The organism is Mycobacterium sp. (assembly GCF_052143115.1).
In the GTDB taxonomy this organism is placed as follows: Bacteria; Actinomycetota; Actinomycetes; order Mycobacteriales; family Mycobacteriaceae; genus Mycobacterium.
The window spans coordinates 1-15,108 of record NZ_JBKQTQ010000093.1 but is presented as its reverse complement, the minus strand read 5'-3'; the positions used below and the strand labels follow the sequence as shown (position 1 = coordinate 15,108).

Annotated in this window: 12 protein-coding genes and 1 tRNA gene; 2 read left to right on the top strand and 11 right to left on the bottom strand. The window is 64.6% G+C overall.

Features of this window, described 5'->3' with window-relative positions:
* Window positions 1-54: 54 nt before the first annotated feature.
* Window positions 55-126: transfer RNA gene (locus ACLQI9_RS10300), tRNA-Val, on the top strand.
* A 124-nt stretch (window positions 127-250) separates the two neighbouring features.
* Here the strand turns inward: ACLQI9_RS10300 and ACLQI9_RS10295 are convergent.
* The 11 genes from ACLQI9_RS10295 to ACLQI9_RS10245 all read right to left on the bottom strand — a co-directional run bounded on the left by ACLQI9_RS10295 (window position 251) and on the right by ACLQI9_RS10245 (window position 14,652).
* Window positions 251-499, bottom strand: a complete 249-nt coding sequence (locus ACLQI9_RS10295) for a hypothetical protein (RefSeq protein WP_442380941.1) — start codon at window positions 497-499, stop codon at window positions 251-253.
* Window positions 500-752: 253 nt separating this feature from the next.
* The gene (locus ACLQI9_RS10290) at window positions 753-1,238 is read right to left on the bottom strand and encodes a hypothetical protein (RefSeq protein WP_442380943.1); all 486 of its coding nucleotides are present in this window, start codon (window positions 1,236-1,238) and stop codon (window positions 753-755) included.
* A 396-nt stretch (window positions 1,239-1,634) separates the two neighbouring features.
* Window positions 1,635-2,861 carry a phosphoglycerate kinase gene (locus ACLQI9_RS10285; protein WP_442380945.1) on the bottom strand — a complete coding sequence of 409 codons (1,227 nt, stop codon included), beginning with the start codon at window positions 2,859-2,861 and terminating at the stop codon, window positions 1,635-1,637.
* A 2-nt stretch (window positions 2,862-2,863) separates the two neighbouring features.
* Window positions 2,864-3,886: a type I glyceraldehyde-3-phosphate dehydrogenase gene (gene gap, locus ACLQI9_RS10280; protein ID WP_442380947.1), complete on the bottom strand. Its 1,023-nt coding sequence runs from the start codon at window positions 3,884-3,886 to the stop codon at window positions 2,864-2,866.
* A 73-nt stretch (window positions 3,887-3,959) separates the two neighbouring features.
* Window positions 3,960-4,976 carry a dihydroorotate dehydrogenase-like protein gene (locus ACLQI9_RS10275; protein ID WP_442391638.1) on the bottom strand — a complete coding sequence of 339 codons (1,017 nt, stop codon included), beginning with the start codon at window positions 4,974-4,976 and terminating at the stop codon, window positions 3,960-3,962.
* Window positions 4,973-8,554 (bottom strand): pyruvate:ferredoxin (flavodoxin) oxidoreductase, encoded by a 3,582-nt coding sequence (gene nifJ / locus ACLQI9_RS10270; RefSeq protein ID WP_442391637.1) that lies wholly within the window; start codon window positions 8,552-8,554, stop codon window positions 4,973-4,975. Before nifJ ends, ACLQI9_RS10275 begins: the two co-directional genes overlap by 4 nt.
* 8 nt (window positions 8,555-8,562) lie before the next feature.
* Window positions 8,563-10,236, bottom strand: a complete 1,674-nt coding sequence (locus ACLQI9_RS10265) for an NAD(P)-binding protein (protein ID WP_442391636.1) — start codon at window positions 10,234-10,236, stop codon at window positions 8,563-8,565.
* A 372-nt stretch (window positions 10,237-10,608) separates the two neighbouring features.
* Window positions 10,609-11,913 (bottom strand): Ni/Fe hydrogenase subunit alpha, encoded by a 1,305-nt coding sequence (locus ACLQI9_RS10260; RefSeq protein ID WP_442375989.1) that lies wholly within the window; start codon window positions 11,911-11,913, stop codon window positions 10,609-10,611.
* Window positions 11,910-12,665: an oxidoreductase gene (locus tag ACLQI9_RS10255; RefSeq protein WP_442375990.1), complete on the bottom strand. Its 756-nt coding sequence runs from the start codon at window positions 12,663-12,665 to the stop codon at window positions 11,910-11,912. Before ACLQI9_RS10255 ends, ACLQI9_RS10260 begins: the two co-directional genes overlap by 4 nt.
* Window positions 12,666-13,523 carry an FAD/NAD(P)-binding protein gene (locus tag ACLQI9_RS10250; RefSeq protein WP_442375991.1) on the bottom strand — a complete coding sequence of 286 codons (858 nt, stop codon included), beginning with the start codon at window positions 13,521-13,523 and terminating at the stop codon, window positions 12,666-12,668. It lies immediately after the preceding gene.
* Window positions 13,516-14,652, bottom strand: coding sequence for a 4Fe-4S dicluster domain-containing protein (locus ACLQI9_RS10245; RefSeq protein ID WP_442375992.1), 1,137 nt, complete (start codon window positions 14,650-14,652; stop codon window positions 13,516-13,518). Before ACLQI9_RS10245 ends, ACLQI9_RS10250 begins: the two co-directional genes overlap by 8 nt.
* A gap of 252 nt (window positions 14,653-14,904) precedes the next feature.
* Here ACLQI9_RS10245 and ACLQI9_RS10240 point away from each other — a divergent pair.
* Window positions 14,905-15,108, top strand: a 204-nt coding sequence (locus tag ACLQI9_RS10240; protein WP_442391635.1) for a cyclic nucleotide-binding domain-containing protein, incomplete at its 3' end; no start/stop codon positions are given.

Below are 15,108 nucleotides of genomic sequence, written 5' to 3'. Positions count from 1 at the left end.
TCTGCCGACTCGCCCGAGCGTGCTAACCTTCGACGTCATTCGCCTCTTGGCGCCGGTCCCGTGGCTCAGTGGGAGAGCGTCCGCTTCACACGCGGAAGGTCGCTGGTTCGATCCCAGCCGGGACCACTTCGAGACGGTGCTGGTGAGGTACGCATTTCTGTGATCTTGGTGGGCTCGAGATCGCATCCGAAAGGGCGAAAATCCGCACCTTTTCGTATCTCGCGGCGGATGACCGGCCGAACATCGGTCTTCACCTGCCGTTTCGTGCCGGCGTTAGCAGACGCTCACGCGGGCGCAAGGCGATGATCGGGCCGCAACGACATCGGTTGTAGGCGGCACTCAGCATCGGTGGGTGTGGGGTCCAAAGGCTGTTGTAGTCAAGGTAGTAGGCGGCGTCGGCGAGCCGACCCCAACCCGTGAGTCCCCACTGCACGATGCGGGTGTCGTGGGCCCACAGGTCCAGCGACCACCCGAGGAAGTTGGCGGCGGCGTCGACCATGGCGAATATTCCGAACAGCGTGACCGCGGCCGGGCGGACAAACTCACCAGACGCCTTCGCTCGGGCTGTCTTGAGGATCCAATGGCGATGACGACCAGCCCGATCAGGCTGAAAATCAGGCTCCCGGCGAGTACCGCGCCTGTGATGAGCCATCGGTCGGCGGCCCTGACGACCGGCCCGTCCGTGGCCGGAACGGCGCGGTAGGTGGTCTGCTCGCTCTGCGCTTCTCTCGCGCTGGTCCGGTCGAGACTTGTCATAGCACCCATCCGTAACGAATGGCGACCACCGGCAGCACTGCTGAGGCACCGACGACGATGCCGACCACGCAGCCGACCGCAACCACCATCAACAATTTCGTCAAGGTCGGCACCTGAACGACGTACCACGACGCGCCGTCTTTGAGGTCGACGTCGCCTTCGTCCGGCGCGACCGGATCGTCCACACTCGGGTTGTCCATCCGGCTGGCCGCCAAGTACCAGACGAACAGAATGATCAGGTCGACAACGACAGCGCCGGCCAGCAGGCCCACGTCGCCCCAAAAGCCGGTGCCCCCCAGCGGCGATATGCGCGCGGGAAGCTCCTTGCCGTCGCCAAATCCGGTGCCGTAGCCATACAGTGCAGCTGCGATATAGCAGGCCGAGATGACGACCACGAAGAAAGCGACACACACGCCGGCGAGCACGTATGTGCCATGTTTGCGCTGACGATACGCACGGTCATAGGCGGCGCGAGGGTCCATGATCGACTCCGCGGCCAAACACCTCGTTCAGCGGTCGGTCCGGTAACGGCCACGTTGACTCCCACCCCATCCATCTTGGGCAAGCCTTCGAATGCCGAAGCGAAACCGTCACACCTTGTGGTCGACCCGTTTCAGACGCCTCTCTAGCCGCGATCTCGAGTCAGGTGTGAGCCGGTTGGCCTCGCCCCCGTACGCCTCGATGGCTCAATGGCATGCGCGCCCGACGCATCGGGGGCGGCGAGATCCTCGAACACGTCTAAGAACCTCCGCCGGCCGTGCCCTGGGGCGCGGAAGGACGAGGTGATTGAGCCCGTATTCCGCAGGCTTACAGACGTTTTCGACGCCTCAGTCGAATTGGCTGGTCCGCGGCTTGCGGTGCACCAATCTCTGTTTTGTTCAGCAGCTCAGCACTTCCAGGCCGGGCAGCGATTTGCCTTCAACGTATTCCAGGGACGCACCGCCGCCGGTGGAAATGTGGGAGAACCCGTCCTGGGGTAGTCCCAGCTGGCGCACGGCCGCCGCCGAGTCACCGCCACCCACCACGCTGAACGCGCCCTTACCGGTCGCGGCGATGATCGCCTCGGCGACGCCTTTCGTGCCCGCGGCAAAAGCGGGGTACTCGAACACCCCCATCGGGCCGTTCCAGAAGACCGTCCTGGCGTCGGACAACAACGCGGTGAACCGCTTGACCGACTCGGGCCCGATGTCCAGGCCCGTTTGGTGGTCCGGAATCCGGTCCGCCGCGACCGCCTGCGCCGGTGAGTCAGCGGCGAATTCCTCGGCCACGACGATGTCCACCGGCAGTTGGATGACGTCGGCGTGGCTTTGCAGCAGTTCTCGACAAGTGTCGATCATCTCCGGCTGCAGCAATGAATTTCCGATTGAAAGACCCCGCGCGGCAAGAAAAGTGAAGCACATGCCGCCGCCGATCAGCAGGCTGTTGGCCCTGCCGGCGAGCCGTTCGATGACCGTGAGCTTGTCAGACACCTTCGAGCCGCCCAGTACGACCGCGTATGGCCGTTCGGTGGAGCTCGTCAGCCTTTCGAGCACCGCGACCTCCTGGGCCACCAGCTCGCCGGCGTAGTGCGGCAGCAGCTTGGCCACGTCGTAAACCGACGCCTGCTTGCGGTGCACAACCCCAAACCCGTCGGACACGAAAGCACCGGCAGGATGGGCTGGGCCGCTGACTAATTCGGCTAACTGCCGGGCCAAGGCCATGCGTTCGGCGTCGTCTTTGCTGGTCTCGCGAGGGTCGAAACGAATGTTCTCCAGGAGCAGGACATCCCCATCGGTCAGCCCTTCAGCGCGGGCCGATGCATCCGGCCCGACCACGTCGGCAGCCAGCTGGACATGCCGGCCGAGCTCCTCGCCGAGGGCGGCCGCGACCGGCCGCAGCGAGTATCTGGGGTCGGGGGCGCCGGAGGGCCGGCCCAGGTGCGCTGTGACGACGACCTTCGCGCCGGCCCGGGCGAGCGCGTCGAGCGTCGGGACCGACGCGACGATGCGGCCGCGGTCGGTGATGTGGCAGTCCTCGTCGATCGGCACATTGAGGTCCGAGCGCACCAGCACACCACGACCCGCAACACCCTGGCCCACAAGCTCGTCGAGCGTCGGGAGGTTCATGGTCACAGCGACTTGCCCACCAAAGCAATCAGGTCGACTAGCCGGTTCGAGTAACCCCATTCGTTGTCGTACCACGACACCACCTTGGCTTGGTTGCCGATAACCTTGGTCAGACCGGAGTCGAAGATCGACGAGTGCGGGTCGGTGACGATGTCGGTCGACACGATCGGCGCGTCGTAGTACTTCAGGATGCCCTTGAGCCGGCCCTCGGCGGCCGCCTTGTATGCCGCGTTGATGTCGGCGGCCGAGGCCTCCTTGGAGATCTCGGCGGTCAGGTCGGTGACCGAACCGGTCGGCACCGGCACCCGCAACGCGTAACCGTCGAGCTTGCCCTGCAGTTCGGGCAGCACCACCCCGATCCCTTTGGCGGCGCCGGTCGAGGTGGGCACGATGTTGACCGCCGCCGCGCGGGCCCGGCGCAGGTCCTTATGCGGACCGTCCTGCAGGTTCTGGTCGTGGGTGTAGGCGTGGATGGTGGTCATCAGGCCGCGGACGATGCCGAACTCGTCGTTGAGCACCTTGGCCAGCGGGCCCAGGCAGTTAGTCGTGCACGAGGCGTTGGAGATGATGTCTTGGCTGCCGTCGTATTTGTCGTCGTTCACGCCGATCACGATCGTGATGTCGGCGCCGGTGGCCGGCGCCGAGATCACCACCTTCTTCGCGCCCGCTTCGAGGTGGCCCCGGGCCTTGTCGGCACTGTTGAAGTGGCCGCTGGATTCGACTACGACGTCGACACCCAGCGCACGCCACGGCAGCGCGGCCGGTCCCTCCTTCAGCTCGAGCGCCTTGATCTTCTCGCTACCGACGACGATCGTGTCGTTCCCCTCGAGGGTGATGTCCTGGGGGAACCGGCCCAATATCGAGTCGAATTTCAGCAAGTGCGCCAAGGTGGCGTTGTCGGTGAGGTCGTTGACCGCGACCACCTCGATGTCGCTGCCGCTGCCCTGGGCCTGCTGCACCTTCAAGGCCCGGTAGAAGTTGCGTCCAATGCGACCAAAACCGTTGATACCTATGCGAGTCGTCACCTGAGTCTCCTTCGTCGTTGGTCTACCCCAAGCTGGCCCGCTTGAGGGTCCGTAAAGCGGTGTAGAAAACGCGTCACGGCAGAGCGCTTGCGTAACTTGTTGTGAGTATGTGGTGATACTGGGCGCGCATGAAGTCCGCGGCGTCGCCAGGACGCTGCCCCGCCGCGAGCCTGCCCTTCAATGCGACGACAGAATCGAATCCCCGGCGGTCCATCCAGTCGCGCAGACCGTCCACCAGCGTGGTCAGATGATCGGGACCGTGCTTCAGCAGCGCTGAGGTTGTCATCACCACATCCGCGCCGGCCAGCAGGTATTTGACGACTTCGTCACGGGTCCACACGCCGGTGGTGGCTGCGATCGAGGCTTCCAGATGTCGAGACAGTAGGGCGATCCACATCAATGGCAGTCGGATTTCGTAGGGTCTGCTGAGTTGGAGGTCTGCCTGCGGCGCCAGCGACGCCAAGTCGATGTCGGGTTCGTAGAAGCGGTTGAACAGCACGAGCCCGTCGGCGCCGGCCTGCACCAGTTTCGTCGCCATGTTCCCGGGTGAACTGAAGAAGGGGGCGATCTTGACTGCGACCGGCACGCTGACCATCGCCTTCACCCCGCGAAGTATTTCGGCGTAACTGTCTTCGAGCATCGCACCGGTCTCGGCCGGGTCGGCGGGAACGCGGTAGATGTTCAGCTCGATGGCACTCGCGCCGGCCTGTTCCAGCCGATGCGCGAAATCGACCCAGCCCGTGCTGGATTTCGCGTTCAGGCTGGCGATGATCGGCACGTCGGTGCATGCGGATGCACGGCGAAGCAGCTGCAGTCGGCTCTCCAGCACGCCCTGATCGGCAGTTATCTCAGGGAAGTACCCGGTAGCCTCGGCCTGCGTCTCGCTGCCTTGTTCGCGCAGCACCGCCTGCGCGAGTTCCTCGGCGAGGATCTGTTCTTCGTAGATTGAGGCCAGGACGATCGCCGCGGCTCCTGCGTCTGCCAGGCGGCGGATGCCGTCCAGATCGGAGGTGAGCGGCGATGAAGACGCGACGATCGGGTGTTTCAGCTCAAGCCCCAGATACCGTGTGCCCAGGTCGATTTCGGTCATTGGGTGATGTCCTCCCAATGCGGCAGGAAGCGGCTGCCGTCCCGCGCCGCCAGGTCTTCGTAGACCTTGTACTGCTCGTTGACGGCTGCCTGGGCCTGAGCCAGCAGTTCTGCCGCCGTTTCCGGGTGGGTTTGTGTCAGCGTCTTATAGCGAAGCTCACGATAGGCGTAGTCCTCGAACGTAATTCGCGGGCGCGGTGAATCCAGCCGGAACGGGTTCATACCCTTTTTGCGCATCGTCGGGTCGAACCGGAACAGCGGCCAGTAGCCGCTCGCCACCGCGCGGGCCTGCTGCTTCATCCCGGTGCGCATGTCGATCCCGTGGGCGATGCACTGCGAATACGCCAGAACGAAGGACGGGCCCTCGAACGCCTCCGCTTCGCGCAGCGCGATCAGCGCCTGTTCCGAATTGGCGCCCAGCGCGATCTGAGCCACATAGATGTTTCCGTACGAGATCGCCTGAAGTGCAAGGTCCTTGCGCGGCACCCGTTTGCCCGCCGCGGCGAATTTCGCCGACGCCCCGAGCGGTGTCGCCTTCGACGACTGACCTCCCGTATTCGAGTACACCTCGGTATCCAGGACCAGCACGTTGACGTCGCGGCCCTGCGCGAGCACATGGTCGAGACCGCCGTAGCCGATGTCATAGGCCCAGCCGTCACCGCCGACGATCCAGACACTGCGACGCACGAGAAAGTCGGCCAGACTCATCAGCGTCTTGGCATCGCCCGAGTCGATCGGTTTCAGTTTGTCTTTGAGGGCCGCAACGCGGGCGCGCTGCGCGACAAACTCGGATTCGCTGCGCTGTTCAGACTCGAGCAACGCCCTTGCCAGATCCTCACCGATCTGTGGGGCGAGCCTGCTGACCAGGTCGCGGGCCAGGCTCGACTGCTTGTCGATTGCCAGCCGGTAGCCCAGGCCGAATTCGGCATTGTCCTCGAACAACGAGTTCGACCATGCCACACCACGCCCCTCTGCGTTGGCGGCCCAGGCATGCGCGGGGGTGTTGCCGGCGTATATCGACGAACATCCCGTCGCGTTGGCGATCTGCAGGCGATCCCCGAAAAGCTGGGAAATCAGTTTCAGATATGGGGTTTCGCCGCATCCGGCGCATGCCCCGCAAAACTCGAACAATGGTTCCAGGAGCTGAATCCCGCGCACATTGGCGACGTTGACCCGCTGCCGGTCAGGTGTGGGCAGCGTCTCGAAGAATGCAATGTTTTCCCGCTCTTGGTTTAAGACAGGTAGCTTTTCGCCCATGTTGATGGCGCGCCGGCCATCGCCGGTCTGACTGTACGCCGGGCAATTCTCCACACAGACACCGCAACCGGTGCAATCCTCGACATAGAACTGCAACGTAAACCGCGAGTCGGGATAACCGCGCGCATTGACCGGAGCCGACTTGAACCCATCGGGCGCGCCTTCGAGATCCGTTGCGGCATAGGTCTTTGCACGGATGACGCTGTGCGGGCACACGATGCTGCACTGGCCGCACTGGATGCACAGATCCGGATCCCAGATCGGCACCTCGACAGCGATGTTGCGCTTCTCGTACTTGGCCGTGCCGACCGGGAAGGTGCCGTCGTCGGGCATGCGGCTCACCGGGATGTCATCGCCACGGCCGGCCATGATCTCTCCGGTGACCTTCCGGATGAATTCCGGCGCAGTCGACGGAACGGCGGGCGGGATATCACGTGTACCGCTCACAGCTTCGGGTACTTTGACTTCGTGCAGGGCCTCGACCGCGGCGTCCACTGCGGCGAAATTCAGCTTCACAACCGCGTCGCCCTTGCCGGCATAGGTCTTTTCGATGAAGCGCTTGATCTCGGCCACGGCCCGCGCCGGCGGTAAGACTTTCGCCAGATGAAAGAAGCAGGTTTGCAGGATTGTGTTCACACGTGGCCCAAGCCCGATGCGGAGCGCCACCGCGGAGGCATCGATGACGTAGAAGCGCAGTCTCTTTTCGACGATCTGCTTTTGGACTTGTCGCGGCAGCTGATCCCAGACCTTGTCGGGTCCGTAGGGGCTGTTCAACAAAAACGTCCCCTCGGGAATCGCCGGGCTAAGCACGTCACGCTTATTGAGGAAGCTGAACTTATGGCAGGCGACGAAATCGGCGTGCCGGATCAGATAAGGCGCCGCGACGGGGTTCTTTCCGAAACGAAGGTGCGACGCCGTCTCGCCGCCCGATTTGTGGGAGTCGTACTCGAAATACGCCTGCGCATAGCGATCGGGCGTCTCGCTCAAAATCTTGACGCTGTTCTTGTTGGCTCCGACCGTCCCGTCGGCACCCAACCCAAAAAATAGACAACGGACGGTGTCGTGCGGCTCAATATCCAGCGACCTGTCGTAGTCCAGACTGGTATGGCCGACATCGTCGATGATCCCGACCGTGAAGTGGTTGCGAGGATTGGGCTTCTTCAACTCGTCGAACACGGCCTTGGCCATCCCGGGGTGGAAATCCTTGGACGACAGGCCGTACCGGCCGCCGATCACGCGCGGCATTTGCCGGAGCCGGCCCGCCGCGACGGCCTCGGTGAGCACGCCCACGACATCGCAGTGAAGCGGCTCCATCGGCGCGCCGGGCTCCTTCGTTCGGTCCAGCACCGCGATCGACCGGGCGGTCTCGGGCAGCGCACTAAGAAAGTTCTCGGCGGAGAACGGTCGATACAGCAACACCTGCATGGCGCCGACCTTTTCGCCGTGCCGGTTGAGCCATCGCGCTGTCTCGCGCACGACTTCGGCACTCGAGCCCATGCTGACGACCACGCGCTCCGCGTCGGGGGGGCCGTCATAGCGGAACAGTGAATACTGCCGGCCGCAGAGGGCTCCCAGCCGATCCATTGTCTCCAGAACGATCTCGGGTACCTTCGCGTAGAAGGGATTGGCCGCCTCGCGGGTCTGGAAGTAGGTATCGGGGTTTTGCCAGGTTCCCCTGATGACCGGATGCTCTGGACTGAGTGCGCGCTCGCGATGGGCGCACACCAGATCGTCATCGATCATCGCCCGAATTTGTGCATCAGAAATCAGCGACACCTTGTTGTATTCGTGTGAGGTACGAAACCCATCGGTGAAGTGGATGAAGGGAACGCGCGCGGCCAGCGTCGCTGCCTGCGCCACCAGCGCGAGATCATGGCCTTCCTGCACCGAACCGGCGCCCAGCATGGCAAAGCCGGTAGCGCGGGCCGCCATGATGTCCTGATGGTCGCCGAAGATCGACGACGCGCCGGCCGCCAGCGCCCGTGCGGCCACATGGAAAACCGTCGAGGTCAGCTCGCCGGCAATCTTGTACATGTTAGGCAGCATCAGCATCAGACCCTGCGACGCAGTGAAAGTCGTTGTCAGAGCGCCGCTCTGCAGCGAACCATGGACGCAGCCGGCGGCGCCCCCCTCGGACTGCATCTCCTGCACGGCGGGGATGCTGCCCCAGATATTCCTGATGCCCTGATCCGACCAGGCGTCGGCAAGTTCCGCCATCGGAGACGAGGGCGTGATCGGATAGATGGCACAGACCTCGTTCACGCGATAGGCGATATGCGCAACCGCGGTGTTGCCGTCCATGGTGGCAGTCGGTTCGGTCATGTTCGCTTCTACTTACGCACCGCGAAGCCGCTTGGCGCAAGCGGTTCGTCGAGGTTTCCGATAGGCAAAGACTGGCCGTGCGGTTCGGGCACCATCTCAATGGCGTGACAGGGGCACTGCTCGAAACACGTTGCACAGCCGGTACAAAGATTCGTGTCAACGCTGTACCCGTTACCCGTGCCCAGGCGGGTGATCGCCTGTTCGGGGCAGGCCGCGTAGCAGTTATCACATTCGAAACAGTTGCCGCAGGACAGGCAGCGCTGGGCCTCATAGCGCGCCTGCGGTTCCGCAAGACCCGCGACAATTTCGCCGAAGCCGGTCCGCTGCGCGACCGGAACCTTCTCCTGTTGGCTGCGCGGCGCGTCCAGATAGCTGAGCAGATGGAGCATTTCGAAGGTGACCAGCGGATGCGAAGCCGGCTGTTGGTAGGTCTCGCCGCGCATCCACGCATCAATGGCGCGGGCCGCCAGCTTGCCGTGTCCTACTGCTGTTGTCATGGTCTGCGGGCCGCCGATGCAGTCGCCGCCCGCAAATATCCCGGGGTGACCGGTCATCAGCACCTTATCGACCTCAACGACGTCGTCGGGCGTGATCTTGACGCCCGGCGCGCCGCACAACAGCGACAGGTCGCTGTGCTGTCCGACAGCCAGCACGACCGAGTCGGCGCCGATCCGCTCGGTCTCGCCGGTCGGTGTGACGCTGCCGTCGGGGGCCATTTGGAGCTTCTCGATCACGATGCCGTCAGCGCCGAACTGCTCCACAGTGCTCAGCCACTTGATCTTGACCCCCTCGGCAAACGCTTCACTGGCCTCGGCCGGCTGTGCTTTCATGTGAGCCACATCGGAGCGGTACACCAGCAGCGCGTCCTGCGCCCCGAGCCGCCGGACGGTGCGCGCGGCATCCACGGCCGTATTGCCGCCCCCGATGACCGCTACCGCACGACCAAGCTTGGGCGCCTTGCCCTCTTGCACCTGGCCGAGCAGGGTGACCGCATCGATCATCTTCTTGCCGTCCATGGCCGGAATGTTTAGGTGGTTGGCTTCTTGCGCGCCCACCGCGACGAAGACCGCATCGAAGCCGCCCTCCTGCTTTTCGGCTATCACATCAGCGACGCGCCGGGCGCACGTGAGCGTGATTCCCGGCATCGTGGTGATGCGATCGATTTCCTTGCGCAGCTGCGTCCGCGGCAGGCGGTAGGTCGGAATCCCGGAGACCATCATTCCGCCAGGTTCCTCGGCGCTGTCGCGGATTTCGGCCTCGTGGCCCATGCGGGCTAGATGATAGGCGCATGCCAGCCCGCCCGGCCCGGCTCCCACAACCAGGACCTTCTTGCCACTCGGCCGTGCGACCGGCACCCGCCAGCCGTTATCAGCCGCGAGATCCCCGATGAAACGCTCGACCGCGTGGATTGCGACCGGCGAGTCGAGAGATCCGCGGTTGCAGCTAGTTTCGCAGGGGTGATAGCAGGCTCGGCCATGGGTCGAGGGAAGCGGATTGTCGTCGACTAGCGCCTGCCACGCTTTCTCGTACTGCCCGGCCTGAGCCTCGGCCAGCCACGCCTGAATGTTCTCTCCGGCAGGGCAGGCGTGGTTGCACGGGGGGAGAAGGTCGACGTACACCGGCCGTTGCCATCGCTGACTACCCACACCCTTGCGCGTTGTCTCCTGAAGGACATGAGTCATATCGGGGAGCTTCAAAGGCCACACCTCTCACTAGACGTGGGAACACACCGGTTCTCGTCCGCGAATACGATTGCACAGTCTCTTGACGCCGCAAAGGGCCATTCGGCCCCATATAGGTCCTTGCGGTTGAACGCGCCCGGTTGGCGCGTAGAACCTCCACGTCTTAGACAATGAGGACATCGCGGCCGTTTAAAGCGGCTGCTGGCTGAGGCCGAGCCGGAGAGGGACCTTGCGGGATATCAACCGCGACCTGGCACCATGATGGGGGTGGACGGGCCTTCGGGGACCGGCCACACCAACCGAAACCCGCCGATGACCGTTCGAAATCACCCATCGACAAAATTCGGGCTTAGGCGAGCCTTGGGCGGGTGTTCAGCGCCGATTCACGCTCAGCTTGAGGAAGTGTGCCGAGCATGAAATACAGGGGTCATAGGTCCGTATTATCTTCTCGCACAATGTGGTCAGCTCGGCGTCATCCATCGAAAGGTTGCCCGACACGGCGCCGGCCAGGTCCGCTTCGATCGCGCCCTGGTTCTGCGAGGTGGGCGGGATGATCGTCGCGGCGGCCACTGAGCCATCTTCGTCGATCCGATAGCGGTGATATAGCAGCCCCCTCGGCGCCTCGCTGACGCCGTGGCCAACCCCCGGGCGGGCGGGAACCTCGACGAACGGCCGCGGGGGCGGCTCGTAGGAATCCATGATGCGAAGCGCTTCCTCGATCGCGTACACGACCTCGACCGCGCGAACGACGATGGTGCGGAAGGGGTTTCGGCATTCGCCGGTGAGGCCGGCTTCCGAAGCGGCCTGTCGGGCGATGGGTGAGAGCGCTGACGAGTTCAGCGCGAAGCGGGCTGGCGGGCCGGTTACGTAGCGCCCGCCGTCCAGCGTCGCGTGCAGCGCGGTGGAGTGCGGCAGCTGCGACTCGACGACGTGATCGGTGAAGTCGGCAACCGCAAAAGACGGCCCGACGCTGCGCGCGATCGTGCCGTTCTCGATCGGATATCGCCCGGGCTGCTCCAGCGCGAGCATCTCGTGGTCGACTTCGAGGTCTGGAAAGTCGAACCCGCCGACCCAGGCGACGGTAGCGAGCGCGTCGTCGAGCGCGCGCCGTAACTCCTCGGTGTGCGCCTTCATGTCCGCGCGACTGGGCACGGAATAGAAACCTCCCAGGCGCACATTGATCGGATGAATGGCGCGCCCGCCGATGAACTCCATCAACCGGTTCCCCGCCTTCTTCAGCGCCAGTCCGCGCTCGACCACCGCGCGCTCGCTTCGGGCCAACGCGAAGGCGTCGGGATAGCCGAGAAAATCCGGTGCATGCAACAGATAGATGTGCAACACGTGGCTGTGAATCCACTCCCCGCAATACAGCAGGCGCCTCAGCTCCACCAGGGCCGGATCCACCTCGACCCCACACGCATCTTCGATCGCGTTGCAGGCGCTGACCTGATAGGCGACCGGACAGATCCCGCACACCCGGGCGGTCAGATCCGGCGGCTCGGTGTATGAACGGCCGCGCAAAAACGCCTCGAAAAACCGCGGCGGCTCATAGATGTTCAGCTCGACGCTTTCCAGCAAACCGTCTTTCATCGCGACGTGCAGGGCGCCTTCGCCCTCGACTCGGGTGAGGGTGCCGACGGAAAGCGTGCGGGTGCGGGTGGAGGTGTCAGCGGTCATCGGTCGTTCCGTTCGGCGGTGAAGGCGGTGACGTTGAACGTCGAAAAGACGCGCTCCACGCCATCTTTGGACATCCCGTCGCGGCGCAGCACCGGAATGAGCGCGGCCGTGTTCGGCGTGGCGGCCGGGCCGAAACAGCCGTAGCAGCCGCGGTGGTGTGCCGGGCATAGTGCCCCGCAACCGGCATGTGTCACCGGGCCCAGGCACGGGATTCCGTCGGCGACCAACACGCAGGTCACGCCGCGGTTCTTGCACTCGGTACACACGGTCTTGGCCGGCACCCGCGGCTTACGCCCGATCAACAGCGCGGCCAGCGTATCGAGCAGTTGGCCACGGTCGATCGGGCATCCCGGCAGCTGGTAGTCAACGGTGACGTGTGCCGACGCCGGCGTGGACGTCGCCAACGTATCGATGTATTCGGGCTTTGCGTAGACCACCGAGGCGAATTCGGCGACGTCGGCAAAATTGCGCAGCGCCTGGACGCCCCCGGCGGTGGCGCACGCACCGATCGAGACGAGAACCCTCGATTGGTCCCGGATCTCGCGGATGCGCTGCTCGTCGTGTTTGGTGGTGATGGAGCCCTCCACCAGCGACACGTCATAGGGCCCGCCCACCATCGCACTGGAGGCCTCCGCGAAGACAGCGATCTTGACCTCCTCGGCGAGGGTGAGGAGTTCGTCCTCGCAGTCCAGCAGCGTCAGCTGACAGCCGTCGCACGACGCGAACTTCCAGACGGCCAATGTGGGGGGCATCTACAACTCCTTGACCCTCAATAGAGGTCGGGCGACCTCATAGCCCACGACGGGCCCGCCGCGGCACACCAGCAACGGACCGAGCTGGCAGTGCCCACACCAGCCGATCCCGCACTGCATGTTGCGTTCCAGCGAGACCCGGATATCGCCGTCGGCCATGCCCTTGTCCGTCAACGCCTGCGCGCTGAATCGCATCATCGGTTCGGGTCCGCACAGAAATGCTGTCGTGCGGTCGGGTTCAAGACTCAGCCGGCGTAGCGGCTCAGTGACAAGCCCGACCTCACCACCCCAGCCCCGCCCCGGGACGTCGACGGTCAGGTGTACCCCGATCGACGGGTCCCGTGACCACCGGTCGAGGTCGTCGGTGAACAGAAAGTCGCTTGGCTGGCGGGCCCCCGCGATCAACGTCACCTTGCCGAAGCCGGCCCGGTCGGCCAGCGCACCTAGGAGCACCGGGCGCAGCGGGGCCAGCCCCACCCCGCCGGCGACGATCACCAGGTCGCGTGCGGCGGCCTCGGCCAGGCCCCAGCTGGTACCGAACGGCCCGCGAACTCCGATCACGCTGCCCGGTTGCGCGTCGTGAAGGGCCTGGCTGACCGCGCCGACCGCGCGGATTGTGTGCGTGATCGTTCCGTCGGTGATGCTCGGGTCGCCGCTGACCGAGATCGCTACCTCGCCGACGCCGAACGCGTACAGCATCATGAACTCGCCCGGCAGCGGCGTCGCAAGCGTCTCGGCGACCGGCTCCAGGCACAGGGTCGCCGAGTCCCGATTCTCCGCGACGCGGCTGCGCACCCGGTACGCGACCGGTGCCATCGCCGACGTGCGGCTGTCGGTGATTGTCTGGGTGTCAGTCATCTTTGCCGTCCGCGAGCCGGGCAAGGGTGGTCATTTCTTCGGTGATGTCGATGCCGGTTGGGCACCAGGCGATGCAGCGTCCGCAGCCGACGCAGCCGGACGTGCCGAACTGGTCATGCCAGGTGCCCAGCTTGTGGGTGATCCAGTGCCGGTAGCGCGACTCACCGGATTGCCGCACGCTTCCCCCGTGCAGGTACGTGAAGTCGAACTCGAAGCAGGACGCCCAGTGCTGCCACCGTTCGGCATGCTCACCGGCGAGGTCGGTGACGTCTTCGGTGCTGGTGCAGAAGCACGTGGGACACACCATCGTGCAATTGCCGCACGTCAGGCAACGGCTGGCCACGTCTTCCCAGTGCGGCGACTCCCGAGAGCGCACTAGGAGGTCCCGCAGGTCACCAGTGGGCATTTGGCGGCCCATCTTGCCTGCAGCAGCGGCAACCTCATCTCTGGCACCGGCGATTTCGTCAACGGCCGCGTCGCGGTGCGGCACCGCGGCCAGCACGTTGGCGCCGTCCTCTGTGCCGACATCCACCAGGTAGCGGCACCCGTTGCCGTCAATCCGCTCGGTAAGCGCGAGGTCGTAGCCAGGCCCAGCCTTGGGCCCCGTGCCCATCGACGCGCAGAAACACAGGCCGCCCGGCTCGGTGCAGTTGACCGCGACGACGAAGATCCGTTGGCGTCGGCCGACGTACGCGCCGTCCGGGTGGGCGGGGCGCGCCAGCACCCCGTCCAGCGTCGCGATCGCTGCGAGGTCGCAGCCGCGCACCCCCAAGAAGGCATATCGCGGAATCTCTTGTGGGGCAGAATCCTCGTCGCCATCTCGGCTGCCGGACCACAACTTCTGCCGCTGAGGGTGAAGAAACCGCTTGAAGGACTGTGGCCCGGCAGAATGACCGAAGGCGGCGGCGTCGTCACGGCGGCGCACCCGGTAATGACCGGGACCCACATCGACACCCCACCCGTATGGCAGATCATCGGCAGAAGCCAACTCGTCAAGCACGATCGCGTTGTTGCGCAACGTCGGCCCGACCACCCGGTAGCCCCGATCGATCAGCACCACCACCAGCTGGCGCAGCCCATCCGCGTCGAGGCTGGCCGGCTGGGCTTGCACAGGCTCGTGGCTACTCATGGCGGCCAACGGCAGGTGTTGATACGAAAATCTGCATGAGAAATCCTCTGGCAAGGCACTCCGACGCAGATCATTGTCCGTTGGTCATTGCGCCTCTGCTAGGGCCTTTGGACCATCCCGGGTGGGCTGGAAAGCATTCGCGGCGCCCCGCCAGCGGATGACGATTGGCGGACGATCAGGGTCTTTCGACCCCTGCGCCAAATCGGCGCGGGCCGATAACGTCGCGGCGGGGCAACGCTGTAGGAGGATGCCGTGAATCAGGCCACGATCAAGTCGCTCGACGGCGTATTGGCGAGGCAGCCATTCTTCAGCGGCTTGGATCCGCGTTGTCTTCAATTGGCGGTCGGGTGTGCGGCGAACGTGCGCCTCAATGAGGGAGACCTCATCTTCAAAGAAGGTGAAGAGGCAGACAGCTTCTATCTGATTCGCCAGGGACAGGTCGCGCTGGAACTCTTC